Annotated in this window: 27 protein-coding genes; 12 read left to right on the top strand and 15 right to left on the bottom strand. The window is 71.9% G+C overall.

The genetic code is table 11. The annotated features are described in order from the left end of the window. The first annotated feature begins 81 nt into the window (after positions 1-81). Positions 82-255 carry a hypothetical protein gene (locus tag P1K89_RS12045; protein ID WP_284616689.1) on the top strand — a complete coding sequence of 58 codons (174 nt, stop codon included), beginning with the start codon at positions 82-84 and terminating at the stop codon, positions 253-255. A 22-nt stretch (positions 256-277) separates the two neighbouring features. Here P1K89_RS12045 and P1K89_RS12040 read toward each other — a convergent pair whose 3' ends face one another. Continuing rightward, positions 278-487 carry a hypothetical protein gene (locus P1K89_RS12040; RefSeq protein WP_284616688.1) on the bottom strand — a complete coding sequence of 70 codons (210 nt, stop codon included), beginning with the start codon at positions 485-487 and terminating at the stop codon, positions 278-280. A gap of 161 nt (positions 488-648) precedes the next feature. Here P1K89_RS12040 and P1K89_RS12035 point away from each other — a divergent pair, with 161 nt between their 5' ends. Beyond that, positions 649-828 (top strand): hypothetical protein, encoded by a 180-nt coding sequence (locus tag P1K89_RS12035; protein WP_284616687.1) that lies wholly within the window; start codon positions 649-651, stop codon positions 826-828. A 4-nt stretch (positions 829-832) separates the two neighbouring features. Here P1K89_RS12035 and P1K89_RS12030 read toward each other — a convergent pair whose 3' ends face one another. Continuing rightward, entirely contained in the window at positions 833-1,183 is a 351-nt protein-coding gene (locus tag P1K89_RS12030) for a polyhydroxyalkanoate granule-associated phasin (protein ID WP_284616686.1), read from the bottom strand. A gap of 318 nt (positions 1,184-1,501) precedes the next feature. Here P1K89_RS12030 and P1K89_RS12025 point away from each other — a divergent pair, with 318 nt between their 5' ends. Continuing rightward, positions 1,502-2,989 (top strand): sigma-54-dependent transcriptional regulator, encoded by a 1,488-nt coding sequence (locus P1K89_RS12025; protein ID WP_284617489.1) that lies wholly within the window; start codon positions 1,502-1,504, stop codon positions 2,987-2,989. A 210-nt stretch (positions 2,990-3,199) separates the two neighbouring features. Here P1K89_RS12025 and P1K89_RS12020 read toward each other — a convergent pair whose 3' ends face one another. Both P1K89_RS12020 and P1K89_RS12015 read right to left on the bottom strand, forming a co-directional pair. Continuing rightward, positions 3,200-3,475 (bottom strand): hypothetical protein, encoded by a 276-nt coding sequence (locus P1K89_RS12020; RefSeq protein WP_284616685.1) that lies wholly within the window; start codon positions 3,473-3,475, stop codon positions 3,200-3,202. 114 nt (positions 3,476-3,589) lie between these two features. Further along, a complete protein-coding gene (locus P1K89_RS12015) occupies positions 3,590-4,306 on the bottom strand; it encodes a L,D-transpeptidase (protein WP_284616684.1) in 717 nt (238 codons plus the stop codon). A 155-nt stretch (positions 4,307-4,461) separates the two neighbouring features. Between P1K89_RS12015 and P1K89_RS12010 the strand changes: the two genes are divergently transcribed. Next, positions 4,462-6,348, top strand: coding sequence for a sensor histidine kinase, YfiR-like protein-associated (locus P1K89_RS12010; protein ID WP_284616683.1), 1,887 nt, complete (start codon positions 4,462-4,464; stop codon positions 6,346-6,348). Here P1K89_RS12010 and P1K89_RS12005 read toward each other — a convergent pair. Continuing rightward, a complete protein-coding gene (locus P1K89_RS12005; protein WP_284616682.1) occupies positions 6,324-6,710 on the bottom strand; it encodes a nuclear transport factor 2 family protein in 387 nt (128 codons plus the stop codon). The genes P1K89_RS12010 and P1K89_RS12005 overlap by 25 nt on opposite strands. Then, the gene (locus P1K89_RS12000) at positions 6,707-7,285 is read right to left on the bottom strand and encodes a flavodoxin family protein (RefSeq protein ID WP_284616681.1); all 579 of its coding nucleotides are present in this window, start codon (positions 7,283-7,285) and stop codon (positions 6,707-6,709) included. The genes P1K89_RS12005 and P1K89_RS12000 overlap by 4 nt, the downstream gene beginning before the upstream one ends. A gap of 102 nt (positions 7,286-7,387) precedes the next feature. Here P1K89_RS12000 and P1K89_RS11995 point away from each other — a divergent pair, with 102 nt between their 5' ends. The 3 genes from P1K89_RS11995 (at position 7,388) to P1K89_RS11985 (ending at position 9,824) form a co-directional block, all read left to right on the top strand. Continuing rightward, positions 7,388-8,320: a LysR family transcriptional regulator gene (locus P1K89_RS11995; RefSeq protein ID WP_284616680.1), complete on the top strand. Its 933-nt coding sequence runs from the start codon at positions 7,388-7,390 to the stop codon at positions 8,318-8,320. Between the two features lie 99 nt (positions 8,321-8,419). Next, positions 8,420-8,947, top strand: coding sequence for an MgtC/SapB family protein (locus P1K89_RS11990; protein WP_284617488.1), 528 nt, complete (start codon positions 8,420-8,422; stop codon positions 8,945-8,947). 61 nt (positions 8,948-9,008) lie between these two features. Continuing rightward, positions 9,009-9,824: an SDR family NAD(P)-dependent oxidoreductase gene (locus P1K89_RS11985; RefSeq protein ID WP_284616679.1), complete on the top strand. Its 816-nt coding sequence runs from the start codon at positions 9,009-9,011 to the stop codon at positions 9,822-9,824. Positions 9,825-9,839: 15 nt separating this feature from the next. Here P1K89_RS11985 and P1K89_RS11980 read toward each other — a convergent pair whose 3' ends face one another. The 4 genes from P1K89_RS11980 to P1K89_RS11965 form a co-directional block, all read right to left on the bottom strand. Continuing rightward, entirely contained in the window at positions 9,840-10,805 is a 966-nt protein-coding gene (locus P1K89_RS11980) for a UDP-glucuronic acid decarboxylase family protein (protein ID WP_284616678.1), read from the bottom strand. A gap of 142 nt (positions 10,806-10,947) precedes the next feature. After that, positions 10,948-11,139: a hypothetical protein gene (locus P1K89_RS11975; RefSeq protein WP_284616677.1), complete on the bottom strand. Its 192-nt coding sequence runs from the start codon at positions 11,137-11,139 to the stop codon at positions 10,948-10,950. Then, positions 11,132-12,595, bottom strand: a complete 1,464-nt coding sequence (gene rpoN, locus P1K89_RS11970; protein WP_284616676.1) for an RNA polymerase factor sigma-54 — start codon at positions 12,593-12,595, stop codon at positions 11,132-11,134. The genes P1K89_RS11975 and rpoN overlap by 8 nt, the downstream gene beginning before the upstream one ends. A 295-nt stretch (positions 12,596-12,890) precedes the next feature. Next, positions 12,891-13,274 carry a hypothetical protein gene (locus tag P1K89_RS11965; RefSeq protein WP_284616675.1) on the bottom strand — a complete coding sequence of 128 codons (384 nt, stop codon included), beginning with the start codon at positions 13,272-13,274 and terminating at the stop codon, positions 12,891-12,893. Positions 13,275-13,473: 199 nt separating this feature from the next. On the opposite strand from P1K89_RS11965, the gene P1K89_RS11960 reads away from it, so the two are divergent. Together P1K89_RS11960 and P1K89_RS11955 are read left to right on the top strand one after the other, a co-directional pair. Next, on the top strand, positions 13,474-13,800 hold the full coding sequence (locus P1K89_RS11960; protein WP_284616674.1) for a plasmid stabilization protein: 327 nt from the start codon (positions 13,474-13,476) through the stop codon (positions 13,798-13,800). Between the two features lie 14 nt (positions 13,801-13,814). Then, entirely contained in the window at positions 13,815-13,988 is a 174-nt protein-coding gene (locus tag P1K89_RS11955; RefSeq protein WP_284616673.1) for a hypothetical protein, read from the top strand. On the opposite strand, the gene P1K89_RS11950 is transcribed toward P1K89_RS11955, so the two are convergent. The 3 genes from P1K89_RS11950 to P1K89_RS11940 form a co-directional block, all read right to left on the bottom strand. Beyond that, a complete protein-coding gene (locus P1K89_RS11950; RefSeq protein ID WP_284616672.1) occupies positions 13,989-15,083 on the bottom strand; it encodes a hypothetical protein in 1,095 nt (364 codons plus the stop codon). It lies immediately after the preceding gene. Between the two features lie 69 nt (positions 15,084-15,152). Further along, the gene (locus tag P1K89_RS11945; protein ID WP_284616671.1) at positions 15,153-18,200 is read right to left on the bottom strand and encodes a hybrid sensor histidine kinase/response regulator; all 3,048 of its coding nucleotides are present in this window, start codon (positions 18,198-18,200) and stop codon (positions 15,153-15,155) included. Between the two features lie 49 nt (positions 18,201-18,249). After that, positions 18,250-18,381, bottom strand: coding sequence for a hypothetical protein (locus P1K89_RS11940; protein WP_284616670.1), 132 nt, complete (start codon positions 18,379-18,381; stop codon positions 18,250-18,252). Positions 18,382-18,420: 39 nt separating this feature from the next. On the opposite strand from P1K89_RS11940, the gene P1K89_RS11935 reads away from it, so the two are divergent. Beyond that, a complete protein-coding gene (locus P1K89_RS11935) occupies positions 18,421-18,963 on the top strand; it encodes a DUF421 domain-containing protein (protein WP_350081078.1) in 543 nt (180 codons plus the stop codon). A gap of 17 nt (positions 18,964-18,980) precedes the next feature. Here P1K89_RS11935 and P1K89_RS11930 read toward each other — a convergent pair whose 3' ends face one another. Together P1K89_RS11930 and P1K89_RS11925 are read right to left on the bottom strand one after the other, a co-directional pair. Beyond that, positions 18,981-19,940 carry an SDR family oxidoreductase gene (locus P1K89_RS11930; protein ID WP_284616669.1) on the bottom strand — a complete coding sequence of 320 codons (960 nt, stop codon included), beginning with the start codon at positions 19,938-19,940 and terminating at the stop codon, positions 18,981-18,983. Positions 19,941-19,982: 42 nt separating this feature from the next. Then, positions 19,983-21,419 carry a sigma-54-dependent transcriptional regulator gene (locus P1K89_RS11925; protein ID WP_284616668.1) on the bottom strand — a complete coding sequence of 479 codons (1,437 nt, stop codon included), beginning with the start codon at positions 21,417-21,419 and terminating at the stop codon, positions 19,983-19,985. Between the two features lie 133 nt (positions 21,420-21,552). Between P1K89_RS11925 and P1K89_RS11920 the strand changes: the two genes are divergently transcribed. Together P1K89_RS11920 and P1K89_RS11915 are read left to right on the top strand one after the other, a co-directional pair. Next, the gene (locus tag P1K89_RS11920) at positions 21,553-22,728 is read left to right on the top strand and encodes a DNA topoisomerase IB (protein ID WP_284616667.1); all 1,176 of its coding nucleotides are present in this window, start codon (positions 21,553-21,555) and stop codon (positions 22,726-22,728) included. Positions 22,729-22,738: 10 nt separating this feature from the next. Beyond that, entirely contained in the window at positions 22,739-23,191 is a 453-nt protein-coding gene (locus tag P1K89_RS11915) for a PA2169 family four-helix-bundle protein (protein ID WP_284616666.1), read from the top strand. Positions 23,192-23,277 lie beyond the last annotated feature (86 nt).

Genomic DNA, 23,277 nt, shown 5'->3' with positions numbered 1-23,277 from the left:
TGCAGCAGGCTTTGCAAACCCCGTTGCGCGAACCGGGCACATGGCCTGCCGCGACCGCCGACCGCCCCACCAGGAGCCGCCATGGGCACCGCGTTCGTCGCTCGCCGGCGTTGCATCACGCTGGCGCTGTTGTGGCTCGCCGCCTGCGAGCGCCCCGCCGGCCTGCCGCCGGCCCCGTCGCCAGCCCCGGAGAACGCGCCGCTGGGCATCCGGCCGCCGGCGCTGCCGAGCTCGGCGGCGTCGCGACCGGTTTGACGACGCGGCGAACGCGCCGGGATCAGTTGGCGCGCGGCGGGCCCTGGCGCAGTTCCCACAGCCGCGCGCACACCCGCTGCGCATGGCAGCCGACCTCGTCGACCACCCGGCGCAGCTCCTGCTCGTCGCTGTCGAGCACCCGAAGCCAGTACGCCAGCCGCGCCGGAGGCTCGAACTGCACCTGGGGACGGTAGGGATTGGCCGACGACGGGCCGTGCTGCGGAGTGCTCATCGGGGTCCTTCCGGGACGGGTGGTTGGCGAATCGCCCGACGCTGCGGGCACTTGGCGGCGGGCACTTGGCGGCGGCATGGGCAAGCGGCGTACCCGGCCGCGGGCATGCGCCTTGCCTCATCGCTGCCTAAAGCACATTCCCGATTCGAAGGAGGACATCCGTGGATCCCCGAGTACTGCAAGCGGCCGAGCGCGTGCTGGCCTTTGCCCGCGCCCAGGTCATCGCCGCCGTCAACGCGCGCCTGGTCGAGGACAGCGCGCTGCCATCGATCGAAGGCGACGACGACCTGGCCGGCGACGACAACGACGCGTCCAGCACGGACGCGTCTTTCGAACACTAGGGAATCAGCCGCGCAGGCGCTCCCGCGCGAGACGCTTGGCATTGGCCACCGCACGCCGATGCACCGGCTTCAGGCCGTGCTCGGCGATCCGCGCGGGCCACCACCACCAGCCCATCAGCGACATCCCGAACTGCATCGGCGCGCGCCAGGCCTGCAGCCACATTGCGGTCCAGGACTCGTGGAAGGCCGCGACCTTCTCGCTGCCCATGCGATGAAATTCGCGCCGGTCCCGGGCGCCGGGCCACGGACCCGCGGTGGCCAGGCGCGTCAGCCGATGGGCGACCACCTGGGGGACGGCGATCGCGAGCTCGGTGGCCCGCACACCAGGCAGCGGGCGGCGACGGATGGACGGCATGGCGAGGCTCGGGCAGTGGCTGAGCTTGACGTCTGGCAAGACGCGTGCCGCCCAGGCCGGCCCTGCCCCGATAGCCGACGCAACAATTGTTGCAGCGACAGGGGCATCGCCGCCGACGGCGTGGCAAGCGCGTAGGCTCGGCACCTTCCGATCGCCTCGCTTCCGATCGCCTCTTCGCCTCTTCGCCTCTTCGCCTTTTGCGCTTCTGCGCTTCTGCGCTTCATCGCCCTTCGAAACCGCCCGATCGCCTTGACCTCCACTACCTCCTCCCGATCGCCTGCCAAGGCGGCACCGCCGGCCGCCGCGACCCGCCACGCGCTGATCGTCGACGACGATGCCGACGCCGCCGCGATGCTGGCCGCGCTGGTCGCCGGCCGCAACTTCAGCGTCGCGACGGCGCGCAGCCTGAACGAGGCGCGGCGCCAGATCCTGATGCATCCGCCGGACATCGTGCTGCTCGACCTGAAGCTGCCCGACGGCAGCGGCATGGAGCTGCTGTCGGATACGCAGCTCACCGCACGCTCGGAGATCGTGCTGGTCACCGGCCACGCCAGCCTCGAGACGTCGATCCAGGCGCTGCGCATGGGCGCGGCCGACTACCTGGTCAAGCCCGTGCACCTGAAGCAGCTCGAAGGCGTGCTGTCGCGGGTGACGCCGCCGTCGGCGCTGCTGGCCGAGGTCGAGGGCCTGAACGCCGAGGTCGGCCAGCGCGGCCATTTCGGCGCGCTGTGGGGGCGTTCGGCGCCGATGCGCCGCGTCTACCAGCAGATCTCGCGCGTGGCCGGTACCGGGGTGACGGTGTTCATCACCGGGGAAAGCGGCACCGGCAAGGAAGTGGTCGCGCAGACCGTGCACGAGCTCAGCCGCCGCCGCAAGCGCCCGTTCCTGGCGGTCAACTGCGGCGCGATCTCGCCGAATCTCATCGAGAGCGAGATCTTCGGCCACGAGAAGGGCAGCTTCACCGGCGCGGAGCGCCAGCACCAGGGCTTCTTCGAGCGTGCGCACGGCGGCACGCTGTTCCTCGACGAGATCACCGAGATGCCGCTGGAGCTGCAGGTCAAGCTGCTGCGCGTGCTGGAAACCGGCACCTACCTGCGCGTGGGCTCCACGGTGACGCAGGAGGCGGACGTGCGCATCATCGCCGCGAGCAACCGGCCGCCGCAGCAGGCGGTGGCCTCGGGCAAGCTGCGCGAGGACCTGTTCTACCGGCTCAACGTGTTCCCGATCGAGCTGCCGCCGCTGATGCAGCGGTCCGAGGACGTGCCGCTGCTGGCCGAGCATTTCCTGCAGCAGGTGATCGAGCGCGAGGGCGAGGCCAAGCGCTTCACGCCGGCGGCGCTGACCAAGCTGCAGGCCTACCGCTGGCCGGGCAACGTGCGCGAGCTGCGCAACGTGGTGCAGCGCGCCTACGTGATGGCCGAGGGCGGCGCCATCGACGACGACTGGCTGCCGACGAATCCGCCCGGCGTCGAGCCGGTGCGGGTCGTGCCCGCGGCGCCCGACGATGCCGCGCTGCCGGCGGCCGAGCCGGACCCGGCAGCGCCGGGGGCCGCCGCCGCGGCCTTCGCCGACGACGCCACGCCGTCGCCGGCGGTCGCGCGGGTGACGGCCGATGCATCGGCGGTCATCGTGCCGATCGGCACCTCGCTGGCCGAGACCGAGCGGCTGCTGATCACCGCGACGCTGCAGCACTTCCGCCAGCACAAGGAGCGCACGGCCGCGGCGCTGGGCATCAGCCTGAAGACGCTCTACAACCGGTTGAAGGAATACGCCGCGCTCGACGGCGAGGACACCCAACGGCCCTGAGGCGTGCGCGGCGGCCCGCCGCGCCACGCGCTTGCCCGCGCCTAACGCCCTTCGGGCATGTCCATTGCCGGCTCTACGGGACCGGCACGCGGCCCTTGCCACGTGCGGGATTGTCCGTTACCTCACTCACCGGAGTTCACACATGAGCAAGCGTTTCACCTGGATCAGCGTCGCTGCCGCCGCCGCCTGCCTGACCGGCGCCGCCGCCGTCTACTCGCAGTCCTCGACCTCGTCGTCGTCCACCTCGACGACCGGCCAGGGCACCACCGCCACCGCGCCCGGCAGTTCGTCGAGCACGACGACGGCGCCGGGCAATGCGTCGACGACGACGCCGAGCGGCTCGACCTCGGGCAGCACGATGGGCAGCACCGGCTCGACCACGAGCACGGACTCGTCGGCGACCGGTTCGTCGACCACGACCGCGCCGGGCTCGTCGTCCACGACCAGCACGACCGGCTCGCCCAGCACCAGCTCGGACATGAGCACCGGTTCGAGTTCGTCGTCGACGATGGAGCCGCGCGCCGACCGGAACTGACGTCCGCGATGACGCGTTGTTGCGGGGCGCCCCTCGGTCACGGGGCGCCCCGCAGCATTTGGGCGTCAGGATCGCCGGGCGAGCTGCAGCCGCGCCGCGCTGCGTGCATCGATCGCGGCAGCGCCACTCCCGGCCCGCGGCGTCTCGAAGAGCGCGGCGAACTGCGCCTGCAGCGGCCGCGTCTCCGGCAGCACATAGACCACGCCGCCCGGCTGCCCACCGCGGGTGAACAGCGGCCTCAGCACGTGGTCGAAAAAGGCCGGCGGCAGGTTGATGCAGCCGAACGAGATCCGGTTGTCGGCCGGCGATGGCGTGGCCAGGCGCTGCGGTCGGTGTTCGGTCGGGTCGATCGCGCGCATGCGGTGCATCGACACCGCCGCGTCGTAGTCGACCCAGACCACATCCTCGCCGTTGGCATTGCGGCCCGGCTTGGCGTCGAAGCGTCCCGCCGGCGTCGTGCGTTCGAACGGCCGCACCTTCGCGATCGGGCGCTCGCCGATGCCGGGCACCGAGTCGTCGCCGCGCGCCAGGCCCAGCAGCACCGGCGCGGCACCCTGCAGCCGGCCGTTCGGGTCATAGACGTACAGCCGCGCCTGCGCCTTGTCGAGGATGGCGAAGGGGCGGCCGCCGTTGTCGCTGCGCTCGCGCACGCGCGCATCCAGCGCGCGCACCGCGGGCGACGCCTTGGCGAGCACGCGTTGCGCCTCGCTGTCGTGCGGCGGCAGCGGCGCCGCGAGTGCGGCGAGCGGCACCCCCAGGCCGACGGCCAGGGCCAGGGCCACGACGGAACGACTGCGGCGAAGCTTCATCTGACGGCTGAAGTGAACGGGCGATGCACGCAGGCGGCAAGCGCCATGCCCAGGTGACGGCAGCGGTTACAAGCCGGCGCCGGCGGCCCCCACGGGGCGGGCACCCGCCGTGCCACGATGACGCACCGATGAAATCCCCCACGCTGCGCGCCCAGTTCTCGCGCGTCTCGATGCTGACGACGACCGTCGCGCTGCTGCTCAGCGCGGCGGTGCTGCTGCTGTACGAGATGACGACCTACCGCCGCGCCTTCATCGAGGACCTGCAGACCCAGGCCGACCTCGTGGCCAACGCCACGGCCACCGCGCTGGAGTTCGACGATGCGCGCGTGGCGCAGCAGAACCTCGAGCGGCTGAAGCAGCAGCCGCGCATCCGCGCCGCCGCCGTCTTCACCGCCGACGGCCGCCCCTTCGCGACCTGGACCGTGGCGCCCGGCGAGCCGCCGCCGCTGCCGCCCGGGCAGGCGCCGCGGATGACCGAGCTGCGCCGCCTGCTCGGTCCGACGATCGAGGTGGTCCATCCGATCGAGCACGAGCGCGAGCGGGTGGGCAGCGTCTACCTGCGCGCGACCCACGATGTCTGGACCAAGGCGCTGAACCTGGGCGCGCTGCTGGCCGGCGTGATGGCCGTCAGCCTGCTGGTCGCCCAGGGGGTCTTCCGCCGGCTGCAGCGCGGCGTCACCGAGCCGCTCAAGCGCGTGGCCGAAGTCGCGCAGCAGGTGATCGAGCGCCGCGACTGGACGCTGCGTGCCCCCGATGCGCCGGTGCGCGATGTCGCGCAGCTGGTGCAGGCCTTCAACGCGATGCTCGACGAAGTGGCCGCGCGCACCGGCGAGCTCGAGCGCGAGATGGGCGAGCGCCAGGCCGCCGAGGCCGGGCTGCGGCTGGCCGACCGCCGCAAGGACGAGTTCCTCGCGACGCTGGCGCACGAGCTGCGCAACCCGCTGGCGCCGATCGCCAATGCCGCGACGCTGCTGCGCAGCCCGGCCGCCGACCCCGCCACGCGCGAGCTCGCCCATTCGATCCTCGAACGCCAGCTGCGCCAGATGGTGCGCCTGATCGACGACCTGCTCGACGTCTCGCGCGTGACCACCGGCAAGCTCTCGCTGCATGCCGAGCGCATCGACCTCGTCGCCGTGCTGCGCCATGCGATCGAGCTGGCCGAGCCGGTCGCGCGGCAGCAGCGGCTCACGCTGACGGCCACGCTGCCGCCGCATCCCTGCACGATGCAGGGCGACGCCGCCCGGCTGCTGCAGGTGTTCTCGAACCTGCTGAACAACGCCTGCCGCTACACCCCGGCCGGCGGCGCGATCGAGGTCGCGCTGCACGAACGCGGCGACGAGGTGGCGGTGACGGTGCGCGACAACGGCATCGGCATCGAGCCGGCGATGCAGCAGCGCATCTTCGATCTGTTCGAGCAGGCCGACAAGCGGCTCGAGCGCGGCAATGCGGGCCTGGGCATCGGGCTGACGCTGGCGCGGCAGTTGGCGCAGCTGCATGGCGGCGACATCACGGTCGAGAGCGCAGGCCTGGGCGCGGGGGCCACCTTCCGCGTGCGCCTGCCGCTGCAGCGCGCCAATGCCGCGGCGCGGTCCGTGCCGCCGCCCGCGTCGCCGCCCGAGGTCCGCACGGGCCGGCCGCTGCGGCTGCTGCTGGCCGACGACAACGTCGACTTCGCCGACAGCCTGCAGCACTGGCTGCAGGGCCTCGGACACCAGGTGAAGGTGGTGCACGACGGCAAAGCCGCGCTCGACACCGCGCTGGCCACGCGGCCCGACGTCGCGATCCTCGACATCGGCATGCCGGGCCTCAACGGCTACGAGCTCGCGCGCCGGCTGCGCGCCGATGCCGCGACCGCCGGCATGCTGCTGGTCGCGGCCACCGGCTGGGGCCAGCGCGCCGACAAGGAGACCGCGCTGCAGGCCGGCTTCGACCACCACCTCGTCAAGCCGATCGACACCGACGCGCTGCAGCGCATCCTGGCGCGGCGGTCTCAGGCCGCGTCGACCAGCGTGTAGTGAAAGACCTTGGCGACGATCTGCCAGCGGCCGTCCAGCTTCACCAGCGTCAGGAAATCCGTGAAGGCCTTCGGCGCGATCGTGCACTCGGCCTCGACGAAGGCGGTGACCGGGCCGGCGAACTTGATGGCCCGGATGCGGTCGCGGCGCGCCTCGCCGCGGCTGGCGGGCGACGGGCGGGCCTGGACCACCGGAAAGTAAGCGGCCATGTCCAGGTGCAGCAGCGTGCCGTCGGTGGCGCAGAAGTAATGCGCCTGCGGGTGGAAGACGCGTCGCAGGCGTTCGCTGTCGCTGTGGTGCAGGCCGTCGAAGTAGTCCTGCAGCAGCGCCGATACCGCTGCGAAGTCGGCGGCGTCGCTCACGCCAGGGCCTCGGCCGGCTGGGGCGCCAGGCCGCGCACCACCTCGGCGATGCGCTCGCCGAAGCGGCGCGCCGTCGCCAGGTCGCCGGCCACCATCTCGTCCACCGAGGCATCGGCGGGCGTCGCGGTCATCAGGCCCGAGAACGCGGCCAGGTAGTTCAGGTCGTCGCGCTGCGCGGCCTTCGCATTGCTCGGCAACATCCCGGTGCCGACCCAGAGCATGCCCTGCTGCTGCGACAGCGTGAACAGGGTGTAGAGCGTCGACAGCTTGTCGCCGTTGAGGCCGGCGCTGTTGGTGAAGCCGGCGGCGAGCTTGTCCTTCCAGCCCTGCTTCATCCATACCGCCGACGTCGCGTCGATGAACTTCTTGAACTGCCAGCTGACGTTGCCCATGTAGGTCGGCGAGCCAAAGACGATGGCCCGGGACGCCGCCAGCCGCTGCCAGCCGCCGTCGGGCAGGCTGCCGTCGTCGGCGACCGCCAGCAGCGCGCCGCCGCTGCCGGCGGCGATGGCCTCGGCCACCTTGCGGGTGTGGCCGTGGCCGCTGTGGAAGACGATGGTGATGTCGGTGCTCATCGCGGGGTTCCTGCGCTGTTGATCGATGGTCGGCAGCTTATTTGTGACGGACGCATCGATAAACTCCCACGATCGATCGACAGTCATTACACGACATCAACCATGACCCGCCAGTTCAGCGACGTGATGCTCGGCAGCATCGAGCTCTTCTGCCTCGCGGCCGAGGCGCAGAGCTTCACCGTCGCGGCCCAGCGCGCGGGGCTGACACCGGCCGCGGTGAGCCGCGCGATGGCCCGTCTGGAAGAGCGGCTGCAGGCCCGGCTCTTCGTGCGCAGCACGCGCCAGGTGCGGCTGACCGACGGCGGCGCGGCCTACTTCGCGCACTGCCGCCAGGCGCTGGCGCAGCTGCAGGAGGCCGAGCGCGAGCTGAGCGGCAACCAGGTCGAACCCGCCGGCCGCCTGCGCATCAGCCTGCCGACGAGCTTCGGCCACCACTGCGTGCTGCCGCTGCTGCCGGCCTTCCGCCAGCGCCACCCGAAGGTCGAGATCGAGGTGCAGCTGAGCAACCGCAACGTCGACTTCACCGCCGAAGGCCTGGACCTCGCGATCCGCGCGCGGCCGCAGCCGGACTCGGGCCTGGTCGCCCGCAAGCTGGTCGACGCCGAGCTGGTGGTCGCCGCGAGCCCCGGCTACCTGCGCCGGCACGGCCGGCCCAAGGCGCCCGAAGACCTGCTGCAGCACGAGTGCCTGCAGTTCCTGCTGCCGAGTTCCGGGCAGCCGGTGCCCTGGGTCTTCCACCGCGACGGCGCCGAGCTCGAGCTGGCGACCCGCGGCGGGATCACCTGCACCGATGACATCCTCGGCCCGGCCACGCTCGCGCGTGCCGGCGCCGGCATCGTGCAGACCTACCGCTACATGGTCGACGACGACCTGAAGCAGGGCCGCCTGATCGAGCTGCTGACCCGCTTCGGCGGCCGCAGCCGGCCGTTCTCGATCATCCTGCCGGGCGCGCGCCACATGCCGCTGCGGCTGCGGGTGTTCGTCGACTTCCTCGTCGACCGTCTCGGTCGCGCACCGGCCATCGCGCGGGGGTGATGGACGCCGTCGGCGGCGGCGGCAGGCAGGCCACCGCGGCAAGCGCCATGCCGCGGCGCCGCGCCGGGCCCGGTGCTTGCCTGCGAAGCGCCGGTGGACCTGCTCGACACCATCGGCGCGACGCTCGCGGCCGAGTTCTCCGACCTGCCCGATGCCGCGCTGGCGACGCAGCTGCTGGTGCGGCTGCTGCTGGCCGCGCTGCTGGGCGGCGCGCTCGGCTACGAGCGCGAGCGCCAGGGCAAGGCGGCCGGCGTGCGCACGCACATGCTGGTGGCCGTCGGTTCGGCGCTGCTGGTGCTGGTGCCCGTGCAGGCCGGCATGCCCGTGGCCGACATGAGCCGGGTGATCCAGGGCATCGTCACCGGCATCGGCTTCATCGGTGCCGGCGCGATCATCAAGCACGAGCGACCGTCCCTGCCCGCACCCCCGCCCGCGCGAGCCGATGATGCCGATGCGGAACAGGAGCCCGTGCATGGCCTGACCACCGCGGCCGGCGTGTGGATGACCGGCGCCATCGGCATCGCCTGCGGCCTCGGCCGCGACCTCACCGCGATCGTCGCGACGCTGATCGCGCTCGCGGTGCTCGCCTTGATCCCGCGCCTCGTCGATCCGCGCAGCAAGCGCTGAGCAGCACCCCCGGACTGCGCTACGCTGGCCGCCTCGATGTCGAGGACGAGGAGAACCGGCCATGGCTGCAGCAGACCCTTCGGCAACGCGCCGCGACACGGTGCTGGTGACCGGCGCCTCCGCCGGCATCGGCGAAGCGCTGGCCCATTGCGCGGCGGCCGACGGCTGCGCGCTGGTGCTGGTGGCGCGCAGCGCCGACAAGCTCGAGGCGCTGGCCGCGGCGCTGAAGGCCCGGCACGGCGTGCCGGTGCGGGTGCTGCCGGCCGACCTCGGCCGGCCCGGCGCCGCCGCCGCGCTGGCCGCCGAGCTCAAGCGCCGTCGCATCACGGTCGACGTGCTGGTCAACAACGCCGGCATCCTGGAGAACGCGGCCTTCGTCGACACCGCGCCGGCGCGACACCAGGCGCTGATCGACCTCAACATCGGCGCGCTGACCGGGCTGCTGGCCGAGTTGCTGCCGGGCATGGTCAGGCGCGGCCACGGCCGCGTGCTGAACGTCGCGTCGATCGCCGCGTTCCAGCCGGTGCCGACGCTCGCCACCTACGCGGCGACCAAGGCCTTCGTGCTGTCGCTCACCGAGTCGCTGGCCGAGGAGCTGTCGGGATCGGGCGTCACCGTCACGGCCCTGTGCCCGGGCATCACGGCGACCGGCATGCTCAGCGGTGCAGTGGCGTCCAACCCGGCGCTGGCGCGACTGCCGTCGTTCGTCGTCGGCGACGTGGAACAGGTCGCCCGCGACGGCTGGCGGGCTTGCCAGCGCGGGCAGGTGATCAAGGTGCCGGGCGCGGCGAACCTGGTGGCGACCATCGGCGGGCGGGTGACGCCGAAGTGGCTGCTGCGGCGGGTCGCCGGTGCCGTGACGCGGCGCGCCGGCTGACGCGTCCTTCGTGCGTCAGCCTTCCTGCGGCGAACGTGCCAGCCGCTGGAAGTAGCCGATCGTGCGCATGAGCCCTTCGCGCAAGGCGATCTGCGGCCGCCATCCCAGCTCGGCGCCGGCCCGCGTGATGTCCGGACAGCGCTGGTGCGGGTCGTCCACCGCGGCTTCTCGACGCTCGATCGTGGAACGGGAACCGGTCAGCTCGATGACCAGCTCGGCCAGGTCGATCACCCGCAGCTCGTTCGGGCTGCCGATGTTCACCGGCCCGGGCGGGTCGCGCTCGAGGAACATCAGCCGCAGCAAGGCCTCGACGGTGTCGTCGACGTAGCACAGCGAGCGCGTCTGCAGGCCGTCGCCGAACACGGTCAGCGGCCGGTTCTCGAGGGCCTGCACGATGAAGGTCGAGACCACGCGGCCGTCGTCCGGGTGCATGCGCGGACCGTAGGTGTTGAAGATACGCGCGATGCGGGCATCGACGCCGTGCTGGCGCCGGTAGTCGGCGAACAGCGACTCGGCGCAGCGCTGGCCCTCGTCGTAGCAGGCGCGCGGGCCGATCGGGTTGACGTGGCCCCAGTAGCCCTCCGGCTGCGGATGCTGCGCCGGATCGCCGTAGACCTCGCTGGTCGAGGCCTGCACGATGCGGGCCTGCAGCCTGTGCGCGAGCTCCAGCAGGTGCAGCGCGCCCAGCACGCTGGCGCGGGTGGTGCGCACCGGGTCGGCCTGGTAGTGCACCGGCGAGGCCGGACAGGCCAGGTTGAAGACCATGTCGCACTCGACCTGCAGCGGTTGCGTCACGTCGTGGCGCAGCAGCTCGAAGCGCGGGTGCCGCTGCAGATGGGCGATATTGCGCCGCGACCCGGTGTGGAAGTTGTCGAGGCACAGCACCTCGTAGCCGCGGTGAAGCAGCTGCGTGCACAGGTGCGAGCCGATGAAGCCGGCACCGCCGGTCACGAGCACCCGATGATCGTAGAGCTTGGCCATGATTCGCCGCAGGTCGAAGGCCACAGCGGGCGGCAAGCCCCGTGCCGCTCGGGCGGCAAAGCATTGCCAGATGAAGCGGGCCGGCGGGTCGTGCAGCCGACGCTGCGCGGCCCGCCGGCCCGTGCCGGGCTCGCCCCGGCCTTCAACGCGGGTGCGCGCTCTCCCGCACCGCGCGCCGCAGCGGGCCTTGCGGATGGCGCTCGCCCGGTCCCTTGTCGGGGTGGCGCTTGGGCGGATCGGGCCGGTGGCCCGGGTCGGTCGGCGGCTGCGGGTGCGGGTCGTGACCCGGCTCGACGTGATGCGGGTGGCGGACGATGGTGTTGACTTCAAGCATGCTTGCGGCGCCGCTCCACGGCATCGATGCGCAGGAGCTGGCGGTATTTGGTGACGGTTCGGCGCGCGACCTTCAGGCCCTGGCGGGCGAGCTGGCGCGCGATCTCGGCATCGGACAGCGGGTCGAGCGGCGACTCGTCGGCGATCATGTCCTTGATCAAGCCGCGGATCGCGGTGCCCGAGCAGGCGTGGCCGCTCGGACAGACCAGCGCCCGCGAGAAGAAGTACTTCAGCTCGAACACGCCCATCGGCGTGGTCATGAACTTGTTGTTGGTGACGCGCGAGACGGTGGATTCGTGCAGGCCCACCTCGTCGGCGATCTCGCGCAGGCCCAGCGGCTTCATCGCCATCGCGCCGAACTCGAGGAAGTGCTGCTGCCGGCGCACGATGGCCTGCGCGACGAGCACGATGGTGGCGAAGCGCTGCTCGACGTTGCGCAGCGTCCAGCGCGCTTCCTGCAGATGCGCGGCGAGCTCGCCGTGGTCCGAGCAGCGGTGGCGCTGGAACAGCTCGGCATAAGCCTCGTTCAGGCGCACCTTCGGCACGATGGCCGGGTTCAGCTGCACGGTCCATTCGCCGCGCACCTTCTTGACGATGACGTCGGGCACCACGTACTGCACCTGCGACGCGCCGCAGCGCCAGCCGGGCCGCGGGTCGAGGCGGCGGATGCGCTCGCACACCGCCTCCACCTCGGCCACCGGCCGGTTCAGCGCACGTGCCAGGCCGTTGACATCGCGCGAAGCGAGCTGGTTCAGATGCTCGGTGACGATGGCCTCGGCGAGCTGCCGCGTGTCCTCGCACTCGATCAGCGGCAGTTGCAGCCTCAGGCACTCGCCGACATCGCGCGCGGCGACACCCGCCGGCTCCAGCGCCTGCACGTGGCGCAGCGCGATCTGCATCTCGGCGACGGTGGCCGGCGGATCGAGCTCGACGAGCCGGGCCAGCTCGTCCAGCGGCGTGCGCAGGTAGCCGTCGTCGTCGAGCGACTCGATCAGCGTCTTGACCAGGGTCCTGTCGCGCGAAGTGAGCGGCAGCAGGTCGACCTGCCCATGCAGCGCCTCCTGAAGCGACGGTTCGGACGCCAGCATCTCCATCGCACTCATCTCGCCGTCGTCGGCGCGGCGCAGGCGGCTGGTGCCGTCGCCCTGCCAGGATTCGCGCTCATCTTCGCCGGCGGCGCCCACGGGCATCTCGAGCGCGGCGTCGGCGGCGCTCACCGGCATCGGCTCGTCGTTCGCGGCCACCCCGTCGGCGACCCCGTCGGCCGGCGTACCGGCCGGAGCGAGCTCGTCGGAGCCGAGGGCTTCGTCTTCGAGGAAGGGGTTGCGGCCGAGCACTTCATGCACGACCTGCGCGAAATCGAGCGACGACATCTGCAACAGCCGCACCGCATGCTGCAGGCGCGGCGACAGCGTCTGCTGCTGCCGGTGTTCGACGCGAAAGTCCAGGGCGGCCATGGGTTCTCCGATCTGCGGTCCGGCAGCGCCCGAGGGACCGCCGGTCGACTTGATGAAGCGCCGAATGCAATGCCCGTGCCGCGCACGGGAAGCGATTCAGCGCGTAACCTTTGCAATCGCTCGCGGCGTTCGACGCAACCTGCGGACACATCGGCCCGTCGATTGCTCCTCGCCGGAGGTCGAATCTCAGCGAAAGCGCGACCGTCCCGCAGGGAGACCGTCGCGCCGGTGGTGCGATGCCCGGCCCGGGACGGCAGTTCTTGCCGCAAGCCGTGCCAGGGCAGCGCGGCAGCCGTCAGCGACGGTAATCGCGCGGAATGCTGGGGTCTTCCTCGCGGGCGTGCGAGCGGCCCTCGCGTTCGGCATCGGCCATCGAGCGTTCTTCGTCGGTATTGCGCGGCGCGGCCTGGCGCGCGGCGTCCTCGACGCGGCCCTCGGCCACGAACTCGCGCTGGTCCTCGTTGTAGTTCCGGGCGGCGGTGATGTTGCCCTCGCCCTGGTTGCGGTCCGGCTTCGCATCCGGCTTGGAGCCCGACTTCGCGTCCGGCTTCGTGTCCGGCTTCGAGCCCGGCTTCACGTCCGACTTCGCATCGGGCTTCGCGCGTTCGCCGGCGGCGCGCTTCGAGGCCTGGTTGGACGACGCGCCCGGGCGCTTGTGCGGGTTGGTGCGGTGACTCATTCGGAGCCCTCCTTGCATGTGCTGTGGTCTCTGGACGTGAACCTTAGGGCGCTGCCCGCGCCGCCCGCGCCGGAGCCGTCGCCTTTCGCGTGTCAGCGCTGTCCGACATCCCCGTAGGGAGGGGGTCGCGCCGGGCATACCGCTTGCCGGCGCCGGGTTCCCACCGGCCGATCCGGCCCCGCATCCGAGGACGCAAGTCATGCCGCAGAACTCGTGGAGCGCCAAGCGCGAGCGCCAGTACGAACACATCAAGTCGGGCCTGAAGAAGGAAGGTCGCAGCGAGAAGCTGGCCGAGGAAATCGCCGCCCGCACCGTCAACAAGGAACGCGCCCGCCACGGCGAGGCCAAGGAAGTCAGCCGCTCGTCGATCGACGACATCTCGTCGTCGCGCCGCGGCGGCCTGCACTCGCACAGCGGCCCCGCCGGCCGCACGCGCGACCAGCTCTACAACGAAGCGAAGGACAAGGGCATCAAGGGCCGCTCGAAGATGAGCAAGGCCGAGCTCGAAAAGGCCGTCGGGCGCTGACGCTGGACTTCACGATGCCCGTCCCGTCCACGCCGAATCCCGAGCTCCCGCCGCCGCCGCCGGCACCGCCGCCGATCGTCGATCCGCTGCATGCGCCGGTCGACGATCCGTCGGAGGTCCAACCGCCGTCGCCGGTGAAGGAGCCGCCCTTCACGCCGCCGATGCTGCAGATCATCTACATCGCCTGATCAGTTGCACCGCATCGGGTTTCGATGGGGCGCCAACGAGGTTGTCCGGACTGCGGGTGCTCCCGCAACGACTGCTTTCAAGTCACGTATGACTTTGGCCAACCTCTTCGCTTCATGGGCACCGGTAGAACGGTACTGGAGTCGCTGTTGGCCTGCGATGTCAAAGGGCACGTCCGACGTATCCATCGACTTGTGACGATTCAGCAGGATGACCGGCTTCTCCCAGGCATGCGCGATGCCGAGTTCATACAGCACGTTCGGCTTCATCAGATCCACCACCGCTACAGCGTAATCGCAGTGCCGCAAACCACTGCGGATCTGGTCTAACACGTCGCCAGCCCTGGCCAGGAGATCGGTTCGCACCGGCACGTCGCCACACGCCTTCACGGCGACCTCGATCACGCCTTTGTAGAGACTGTCGAAGTCCTCGTCGAAGGGCATGATCACGAAGCACTGCTTCGGCAAGCTCGCCATGAAGGTCTCGACCATCTCGCCCGCGAGCTCGCGCGCATCTTCAGCCTTGGTGCACAGTCTTTCCCATTCGCGCGCTCTCGTATCGGTCAGGCGGAGTTGAGGCAGTAGGTCCTTGCGATAGGCGTTCCAGTGCTCAGCCGACGCGTCGCCGAATGAAGGCACGGGCAGGATCGGTATGCCAAGTTCGCTGGCCAGCGACAGTTCCTCGCTGGTACCACGTCGTCCGGCGATGGCGATCAACGCGTCGAGGGCACGAACGAACGAGAACCGGCGCGCTTGGCCCGTGCGACCGCGGGATTCGCACGAACGCCCCCACGGGAACGAAGCATCCCTTTCGGCACCGGGGCTGTGGAACGTCAGTATGCGAGCTTCGTGCTCTTCACTCGGAATGACGGCCTGCGCTGCATTGACGATGTGCCACTCTGCGGTATGCGCGCTGCCGCTCAACATGGGCAACACGCTGCGGCGCTTGGTAGCACCGCTGGCGATGACAACGTTGGGCTGGACCGCCAACGACCGTCCCAGGGACACGCAGAATGCAACGGCTGGCGCACTCAATCCCATCGAACTGCCGCAAACACCCACTCGACGCGGTTGGAGCAGGGAGGAATGGTCGGGCATGGGTAGTCTCCGCAGAGGATGTGCCGCCTCGCGATCTTCCGTTGATGCCGGGAACTGTCAATCGACCCATCAACCGAACCCCGGCCCCTCCACCAGCAGGCGCCGAAGCCGCTCGGCATCCAGCGGCTTCACCAGGTGCGCGTCGAAGCCCGCCTTCAGCGCGCGCTTGATGTCGCTGCCGGCACCGTAGCCGGTCAGCGCGACCAGCAGTCCCGCATAACCCGCGCCGCGGCTTTCGCGCGCCAAGTCGAAGCCGTTGAGGCCCGGCAGGCCGATGTCGACCACCGCGGCATCGGGCCGCTGGGCGAGCAGCGCCTGCAGGCCGCCAGGCCCGTCGGCGGCCACCTCGACTTGGTGGCCGTCCAGCTCCAGCAGCGCCCGCAGCGAGCTCGCGGCGTCGGCGTTGTCCTCGATGATCAGCACGCGGCGGCGCTGCGGCGCTGGCAGCGCCCCACCGGCCGCGGGCTGCTCGGCATGCGCCGGCACGGCGTCGAGCCAGACGCTGAAGGTGCTGCCCTGCGGCGACGATTCGGCCGTCACGCGGCCACCGTGCTGCTCGACGAGGCGGCGCACCAGCGTCAGCCCGATCCCCAGGCCGCCGGCACGGCGGTCGAGCGTGCGCTCGCCCTGCACGAAGAGGTCGAAGATGTGCGGCAGCAGTTCCGGCGCGATGCCGTCGCCCTCGTCGCGCACCTGCAGCAGCGCCTGCCCCGGGCCGCCGTCCGCGCCCGGCAGCGCCTTCACGCGGACCTCGATGCCGCGTCCGGGCGGCGTGTACTTCAGCGCGTTGGTCAGCAGGTTGCTCGCGACCTGCGCGATGCGCGTCGAGTCGGCCTTGACCCACACCGGTTCCAGCGTGGTCGTCAGCGCATGGCCCGCCGCCTCGCCGGTGACCTTCAGCCCGTCCACCAGGCGCTGCACCAGCGCCGACAGCTCGAAGGGCTTGCGCGTCAGCAGCACCTTGCCGGAAACGACGCGGCCGACGTCGAGCAGGTCGTCCATCAGGTGCGTCAGGTGGCGCGTCTGCCGCGCGATCACCTCGCGCGCGCTGGCTGCCAGCGGCGAGCCGGCCGGCGCCTGGTTCAGCACCTCGATCGCCGACGCGATGCCGGACAGCGGGTTGCGCAGCTCGTGGCCGAACATCGCGAGGAACTCGTCCTTCGCGCGGCTGGCGGCCTCGGCCGCCTGGCGGGCGCGCTGCTCGCGTTCGTTGATCGCGGCGGCCGCCTGCTCGGCGGCCTTCTGTTCGCTGATGTCGACCGAGACGCCGACGATCTGCAGCGGCCGGCCCTCGGCGTCGTAGGTGGCCTGCAGGCGCGCCGACAGCCAGCGCGGCGGCCCGGCGTCGAAGGCGACGCGGAACTCGATCGTCTGCTGCGCCTGCGCCTCGTCGAGCATGCGGCGCAGCGTGTGCTCGAGCGCGACGCGGTCGTCCGGGTGCACACGCGCGAGCCAGTCGTCCAGCGTCGTATCGGGCGCGCCGCCGGTGGCGCCGTCGAGCGCGAACAGGCGCGCATGCCCCGGCGTCCAGGAGGCCTGCCCGGAGTCGAAGCGGTAGACGAAGAAGCCCACGTTGCCGGCCTCCTGCGCCAGTTCCATCAGCCGCAGGCTCTCGCGCAGGCGGCGGTCGGCATCGGCGATCAGCGCCTCGCTGGCCTTGCGCTCGGTGATGTCGGTGAAGGCGGCGATGGCACCGCGCGGCTGGCCGGCGGCATCGAACAGCGGCACCGCCTGCGCCAGCACGTGGCGCGACGGCGCGCCGTCCTCGGCCAGCAGTTCCAGCTCCATCGGCGCCACCGGCTCGCCGCCGGCCGCCGCGCGCTGCAGCGGCCCGTCGGCGCGCGACAGCCGCGTGCCCTGGTGCAGCACGCGCACGGCGCCGATGCTGCTGTCGTGCGGCGGACCGATCAGCCGCGTCATTTCGGCGTTATGCAGCACCGCGTCGCAGCGCGGGTCCTGCGCCAGCGCCAGGCCGATCGGGCTGCTGGCGAAAAGCGTCTGGAACTCGTCGGCCTGCCGCTGCAGCCGTTCGCGCGACTGGCGCTGCGCTGCTTCAGCGCGCTGCATCGCCTCGGTCAGCAGCGCGATCTCGCGCACCGGCATGCGCTGCGGCGTGCCGTCGATCGCGTCCTGCGCCTCGTCCGGCGGCAGCGCGCCGCGGTGCGCCAGGCGCTCCAGCGGCCGCGTGATGTGCCGCGCGACGCCCAACGCCAGCGCGACGCCCAGCAGCAGGCAGCCGGCGGCCGTGGCCAGCGACGCGAGGATCGCGTTGCGCTGGGCGGCTTCGGCCGCCGCGGTGCCCTGGCCCACCGCGATGCCCCAGTCGGCCAGCGGCAGGCGCTGCCAGGCCGCCAGCGCCGGGCCGTCGGGCTGCTCGTTGCGCTGCACGCCCGACGCCTGCTCCGCCCAGCCGACCAGCGGCGCGCGGGCCGCCTCGGCCTTTCCGCTGCCGGCGATCAGCTGCTGGCGGCCGTCGTAGAGCGCGCTGTAGCCGTCCGGCGGCGCGCCGGCGCGCTGCAGCAGCTGTTGCCACTGCCGCACGTCGATCCACGCGATCAGCACCTGGCGCACCTCGCCGTCGACCAGCACCGGCACCAGCACCTGTGTCGACGGCCGGCCGGAACGCGGCTCGGTGAGCAGCGACGAGACCCGCGGCGTGCGCAGCGTACGCACCTCGGCGAAGCCCGTCGGGTCGGCCGGCAGGCTGCCGTTCGGGCCGGCACTGTCGTAGATCGTGTGGCCGTCGGGCGTGCGCACGACCAGCCGGCTCCACGACGAACGCACCCGCGCCCAGCCGGCGCCATCGGCCGGCAGCGGCTGCGCTTCGGCGTGGCGCAGCGCCTCGGCCTGGGCCAATGCCTGCAGCGCCTCGATCGACGATTCGAGCTCGCGTTCGATGGCCAGCGCCAGGGCGCCGGCATGGCGTTCCAGGTCCTGCTGCAGGCGGCGCTCGGCGGCGCGCACGTCGTCGAGGATCAGCATCGACATCAGCGTGGCGATCGGCACCGTCGCCAGCAGCATCAGCCCGACGAGGTAGCTGCGCAGCGAGACCGAGGGCCCATGCCAGCTGCGCGCGGGATCGCGGGAGGAGAAGAGGCGGGCGAGCAGTCCTTGCACGGGCGCAAGGCTGGCGGGGGCTCCGCGGCGTGTCAAGCCGGGGCGGCGTTCAGGCATCGGGTGGTGGGTCGGTGGGTGCGGCCGCCGGCGGCGGCACGGGGTGGACCATCGGCTGCTGGTCGTCGGCGGCGCCGGGGTCCTCTTCGCCGGCGACCGAGGCGTCGTCCTCGTCCGGCGCCATCGGCGCCGGCGGCGGCACACGGCTTGCCGCCGCCGCGCCATGGACATGCTGATCGACCTGTTTCGCATCGAGATCAACCCGCTGGAGCTGATCGTGCGCGGCACGGCGATCTACTGGTTCCTGTTCCTGCTGTTCCGCATCGTGCTGCGCCGCGACGTCGGCTCGATCGCCATCGCCGACGTGCTGCTGCTGGTGCTGATCGCCGACGCGGCGCAGAACGCGATGGCCGGCAGCTACCAGACGATCAGCGAGGGCATCGTGCTCGTCGCGACGATCGCCGCGTGGAACTACGCGCTCGACTGGGCCAGCTACCACTCGGCCTTCCTGCGCCGGCTGGTCGAGCCGCGGCCGGTGCCGCTGGTGCGCGACGGCAAGCTGCTGCGCCACAACCTGCGCCGCGAGCTGATCACCCGCGACGAGCTCGACGCGAAGCTGCGCGCGCACGACATCGAGCGGCTCGAGGACGTCAAGCTCGCGCAGCTGGAGAGCGATGGCGAGATCACGGTGCTCCCGCGCGATGCCGCCGACGCCGCGCACGCATCGGGCAAGCAGCGGCGCCAGCCGCAGGGCGGTGGTGGCTGAGCGGGCCGGGCGGGCCATCAGATCGCGCCCACGCTGCCGGTGATCGGCAGCACGATGCCGGTGATGTAGGCGGCGCAGCTCGGCGCGGCGAGGAACACGTAGGCCGGCGAGATCTCGTCGGGCTGCGCGGCGCGCTTGAAGTCGGTGTTGCTGCCGAACTGGTCGATCTTGTCGGCCGGCTTGTCCGCCGGGTTCAGCGGTGTCCACACCGGGCCCGGCGCCACCGCGTTGACGCGGATGCCCTGCTCGATCAGGTTGCTCGCCAGGCTCTTGGTCAGCGCATGGATCGCGCCCTTGGTGGCCGCGTAGTCGAGCAGGTGCTTGCTGCCCTGCAGCCCGACCACCGAACCGGTGTTGATGATGGCCGCGCCGCGCTTCAGGTGCGGCAGCGCCGCCTGCGCCATGTGGAAGTAGCCGTAGACGTTGGTGCGCATCGTCTCGTCGAGCCGGTCGTCGTCGAGCTGGTCGATCGACTCGGCGTGCTCCTGGAAGGCGGCGTTGTTGACGAGGATGTCGAGCCGGCCGAAGGCCTTCACCGTCTGCGCCACCGCCTGCTCGCAGAAGCGCCGGTCCTTCACGTCGCCCGGCAGCAGCAGGCAGCGCCGGCCCTCGGCCTCGACGCAGCGCTTGGTCTCCTCGGCATCCACGTGCTCCTCGAGGTAGACGATGGCCACGTCCGCGCCCTCGCGCGCATAGAGCACGGCCACCGCGCGGCCGATGCCGGAATCGCCGCCGGTGATCAGCGCGACGCGGTCCTGCAGCTTGCGGCTGCCTTCGTAGCCGGGCGCATCGAAGCGCGGCTTGCGCGCCATGTCGGCCTCCAGGCCCGGCTTGTCGAGCGCGGCCTCCTGGCCGTCGGCGCGCTCCTGGCGCTGCTGGATCGCGCGCTGGCGGTCGGCGGTGCGTTCGGCGGTGCGGTCGGCGGTGCGGTCGGCGTCGGCGGCGGCGCCGGGCGTGCCGGCGGTTCGGGTGGTCATGACGGGCGATCCTGGCGTGGCTGCCCGCCATGAAGGCAAGCGCTATGCCCGCGCGGAAGGATCGTCGACGTCGGCCGCCGCGTACTCCTTGAGCCGGTTGTACAGGGTCTTCAGGCTGACCCCCAGCGCGGCCGCGGTGCGCTCCTTGTGGTTGTGGTGGCGCTGAAGGGTGGCCAGGATCAGCCGGCGCTCGGCCTCGGCCAGCGTCGTGCCGATCGGCAGCACCAGCGCATCCGCCGGCAGCGCGGGCTCGGCCGGCGCGAGGGGGGGCGGCTCTTCGGCAGCGAGGGCCGCCGGCACCGGCAGCGGCTCGACGCCGGGCGGATTCGTCGGCAGCCAGTCGTCGTCGATGGCGCCCCCCTCGGCCATCACGTAGGCGCGCTGCACCACGTTGCGCAGCTCGCGCACGTTGCCCGGCCAGCGGTAGGCCTGCAGCTTGGCCAGCGCCGCCGGCGTGAAGCGCTTGGCCTCGCCCTCGCGCTCGATCACCTGCTGCAGGAAATGCTCGGCCAGCAGCGGCACGTCCTCGGCCCGCTGCATCAGCGGCGGCAGCTCGATCGGGAACACGTTGAGCCGGTAGAACAGGTCCTCGCGCAGCTTGCCCGAGGCCACCGCCTGCTGCGGCGGCCGGTTGCTCGCGGCGATGATGCGCACGTCCGCCTCCTGCGTCACCGTGGAGCCCACGCGCAGGTAGGTGCCCGTCTCCAGCACGCGCAGCAGCTTGACCTGCAGCTCCAGCGGCATCTCGGTGATCTCGTCGAGGAACAGCGTGCCCCCGTGCGCCCGCTCGAAGAAGCCCTGGTGCTGGCGCTCCGCGCCGGTGAAGCTGCCCTTCTCGTGGCCGAAGATCTCGCTCTCGATCAGGTTGGGCGAGATGGCCCCGCAGTTGACGGCCAGGAACGGCCGCTTGCGGCGGCGGCTGAGCTCGTGCACCGTCTGCGCCACCACTTCCTTGCCGGTGCCGCTCTCGCCCGTGATGAACACCGTCACCCCGGTGCCGGCCACGCGCGAGATCTGCTGGTAGACGCGGCGCATCGGCGCCGAGCGCCCCCACAGCCCGCCGAAATGGCCGCTTTCGGCGAGCCCGGCGGTGAGGTCGTCGACCTCCGCGCGCAGCTTCTGCGGCGAGGTCACCCGCGACAGCACGCCGCGCAGGTGCTTCAGCGTGATCGGCTTGATCAGGTAGTCGGCCGCGCCGAGCCGCAGCGCCTGGATCGACGACTCCAGGCTCGCGTGGCCGGTGATCAGCACGATTTCCGAGCGCGCGATGAGCTGCGCGTCGTCGAACAGCGCCATGCCGCTGCCGTCGGGCAGCTGCAGGTCGAGCAGCACGATGTCCGGCGGGTGCAGCAGCACCTGCTTGCGCGCTTCGGCCAGCGAGTGGGCGATGGCCACCGTGAAGCGTTCGCCCTCCACCAGTGCCGCGAGCATGTCCGCGGCGTCCACATCGTCATCGACGATCAGCGCGTGCTGGGCCATGGTCCCTGTGGCGAGTGCCGGAATTGCAGACTCTGCAACAGCCGCTGACAAATGACCACTCCGTGGCGATCCGGATGGCGTCGGGTCGCGCAGGCGTTCTCGTCGGGCACGGACCTTGCCGACCAGTGAGGCCATGGCGAACGATCTGCCCGGCGGCCTGGTGTGGGTGACCGATCAGATGCCGGGCATCCGACGCCGGCGCCGCGGCCAGGGTTTCGTCTACATCGATCCGCAGGGTTCGCCGGTGCGCGACAGCGCCACGCTGCAGCGCATCCGGCGGCTTGCGGTGCCGCCGGCCTATGCCGCCGTGTGGATCTGCCCGCTGCCCGAGGGCCACCTGCAGGCCACCGGCCGCGATGCACGCGGCCGCAAGCAGTACCGCTATCACCCGCTGTGGCAGGCCGAGCGGGGCGCGACGAAGTTCGACCAGCTGCGCCGCTTCGGGCCGGCGCTGTCGCGCATCCGGCGGCGCGTGCAGCAGGACCTGCGCGCGCCGGCGCCGTTGTCGCCCGGAGGAGGACCCCACCGACCAGGAGACCCGCCGCGGCTGGCCACGCCGACGCGTGACGTCGTGATGGCCACGCTGGTGCGCCTGCTCGACACCACCTGGATGCGCATCGGCAACGAGGCATACGCGCGCCACAACCGCTCGTACGGTCTGACGACGCTGCGCTGCAACCACGCCGGCATCGACGGCAGCGCGCTGATCCTTCGCTTCCGCGGCAAGGGCGGCGTGCTGCACGAGCTGCAGCTCGACGACGCCCGCGTCGCGCGCGTCGTGCGCCGCTGCCGCGAGCTGCCCGGGCAGGAGCTGTTCCAGTACGTCGACGAGCACGGCCAGCTGCACCGCGCCGGCTCGGCCGAGGTCAACGCCTGGCTCGCCGAAGCCGCCGGCGAGCGCGTGACCGCCAAGGACTTCCGCACCTGGCATGCCAGCGTGCTGGCGCTGCAGCTGCTGCTGGAGGCCTGCGCGGCCGAACCGGGAACGCCGGGCGTGCCCCGGAGCGCGGTGGACATCGTCGCCGCGGTGGCGCGGCGGCTGGGCAACACCCCCGCGGTGTGCCGCAAGGCCTACATCCACCCGCGGGTGCTGGAGCTCGCCGCCGCGGTGCTCGGCGGCGCGCCCGAGCGGCGGGCAGCGCTGCTCGCCGAACCCTGGGTCCGCGCGCCGGGCCGTGCGCCGCCGCGCCTGCGGCGGGCCGAGGCCCAGCTGCTCGCGCTGCTGCGCCGCCGGGCGGGCATGCCGCTTGCCGCATCGCAGCATCGAGCGGCCGCACGAACGCAGCTGACAGGACACCCGGCGGCCTGAAGGACTTGCCATGGACAAGGAAGAGCTGGTCGACGTGCTGAACACGTTGATCGAGACGAGCAAGGACGGCGAGCTGGGTTTTCGGACGTGCGCCGAACAATCGCATTCGCCGGCATTGCGGCTGCTGCTGCAGCGACGGGCCACCGAATGCCAGCAGGCCGCCACCGAGCTGCAGATGCTGGTGCGGCAGCATGGCGGCGAGCCGGAGACGCAGGGCACGATCAGCGGTGCGGTGCACCGCGGCTGGGTGGCCGCGCGCGCGCGCATGGCCGCCGTTGAGGACGAGGCGATCCTGGAGGAGGCCGAGCGCGGCGAGGACCTCGCGCTGCGCCGCTACGCCGACGCCATCGCCGAGCCGTTGCCGCCGGACGTGCACGGGGCGGTGCGCCGCCACCTCGAAGGGGTCACGCGCAACCATGACCAGATCCGCCGCCTGCGCGAACAGCTGATCGCCGGGGCCTGAACGCGCGGGCGGCGAGCCCGGACGGACCTCGCCCGTCAGCGGCTCCGGCCGCGTCCTACAGCGCCGCGCGCCGGATGCCGATGGCG

Source organism: Aquabacterium humicola, from assembly GCF_030167915.1.
Taxonomy (GTDB): Bacteria; Pseudomonadota; Gammaproteobacteria; order Burkholderiales; family Burkholderiaceae_C; genus Pseudaquabacterium; species Pseudaquabacterium humicola.
This window is presented reverse-complemented; position numbering and strand designations above follow the sequence as displayed.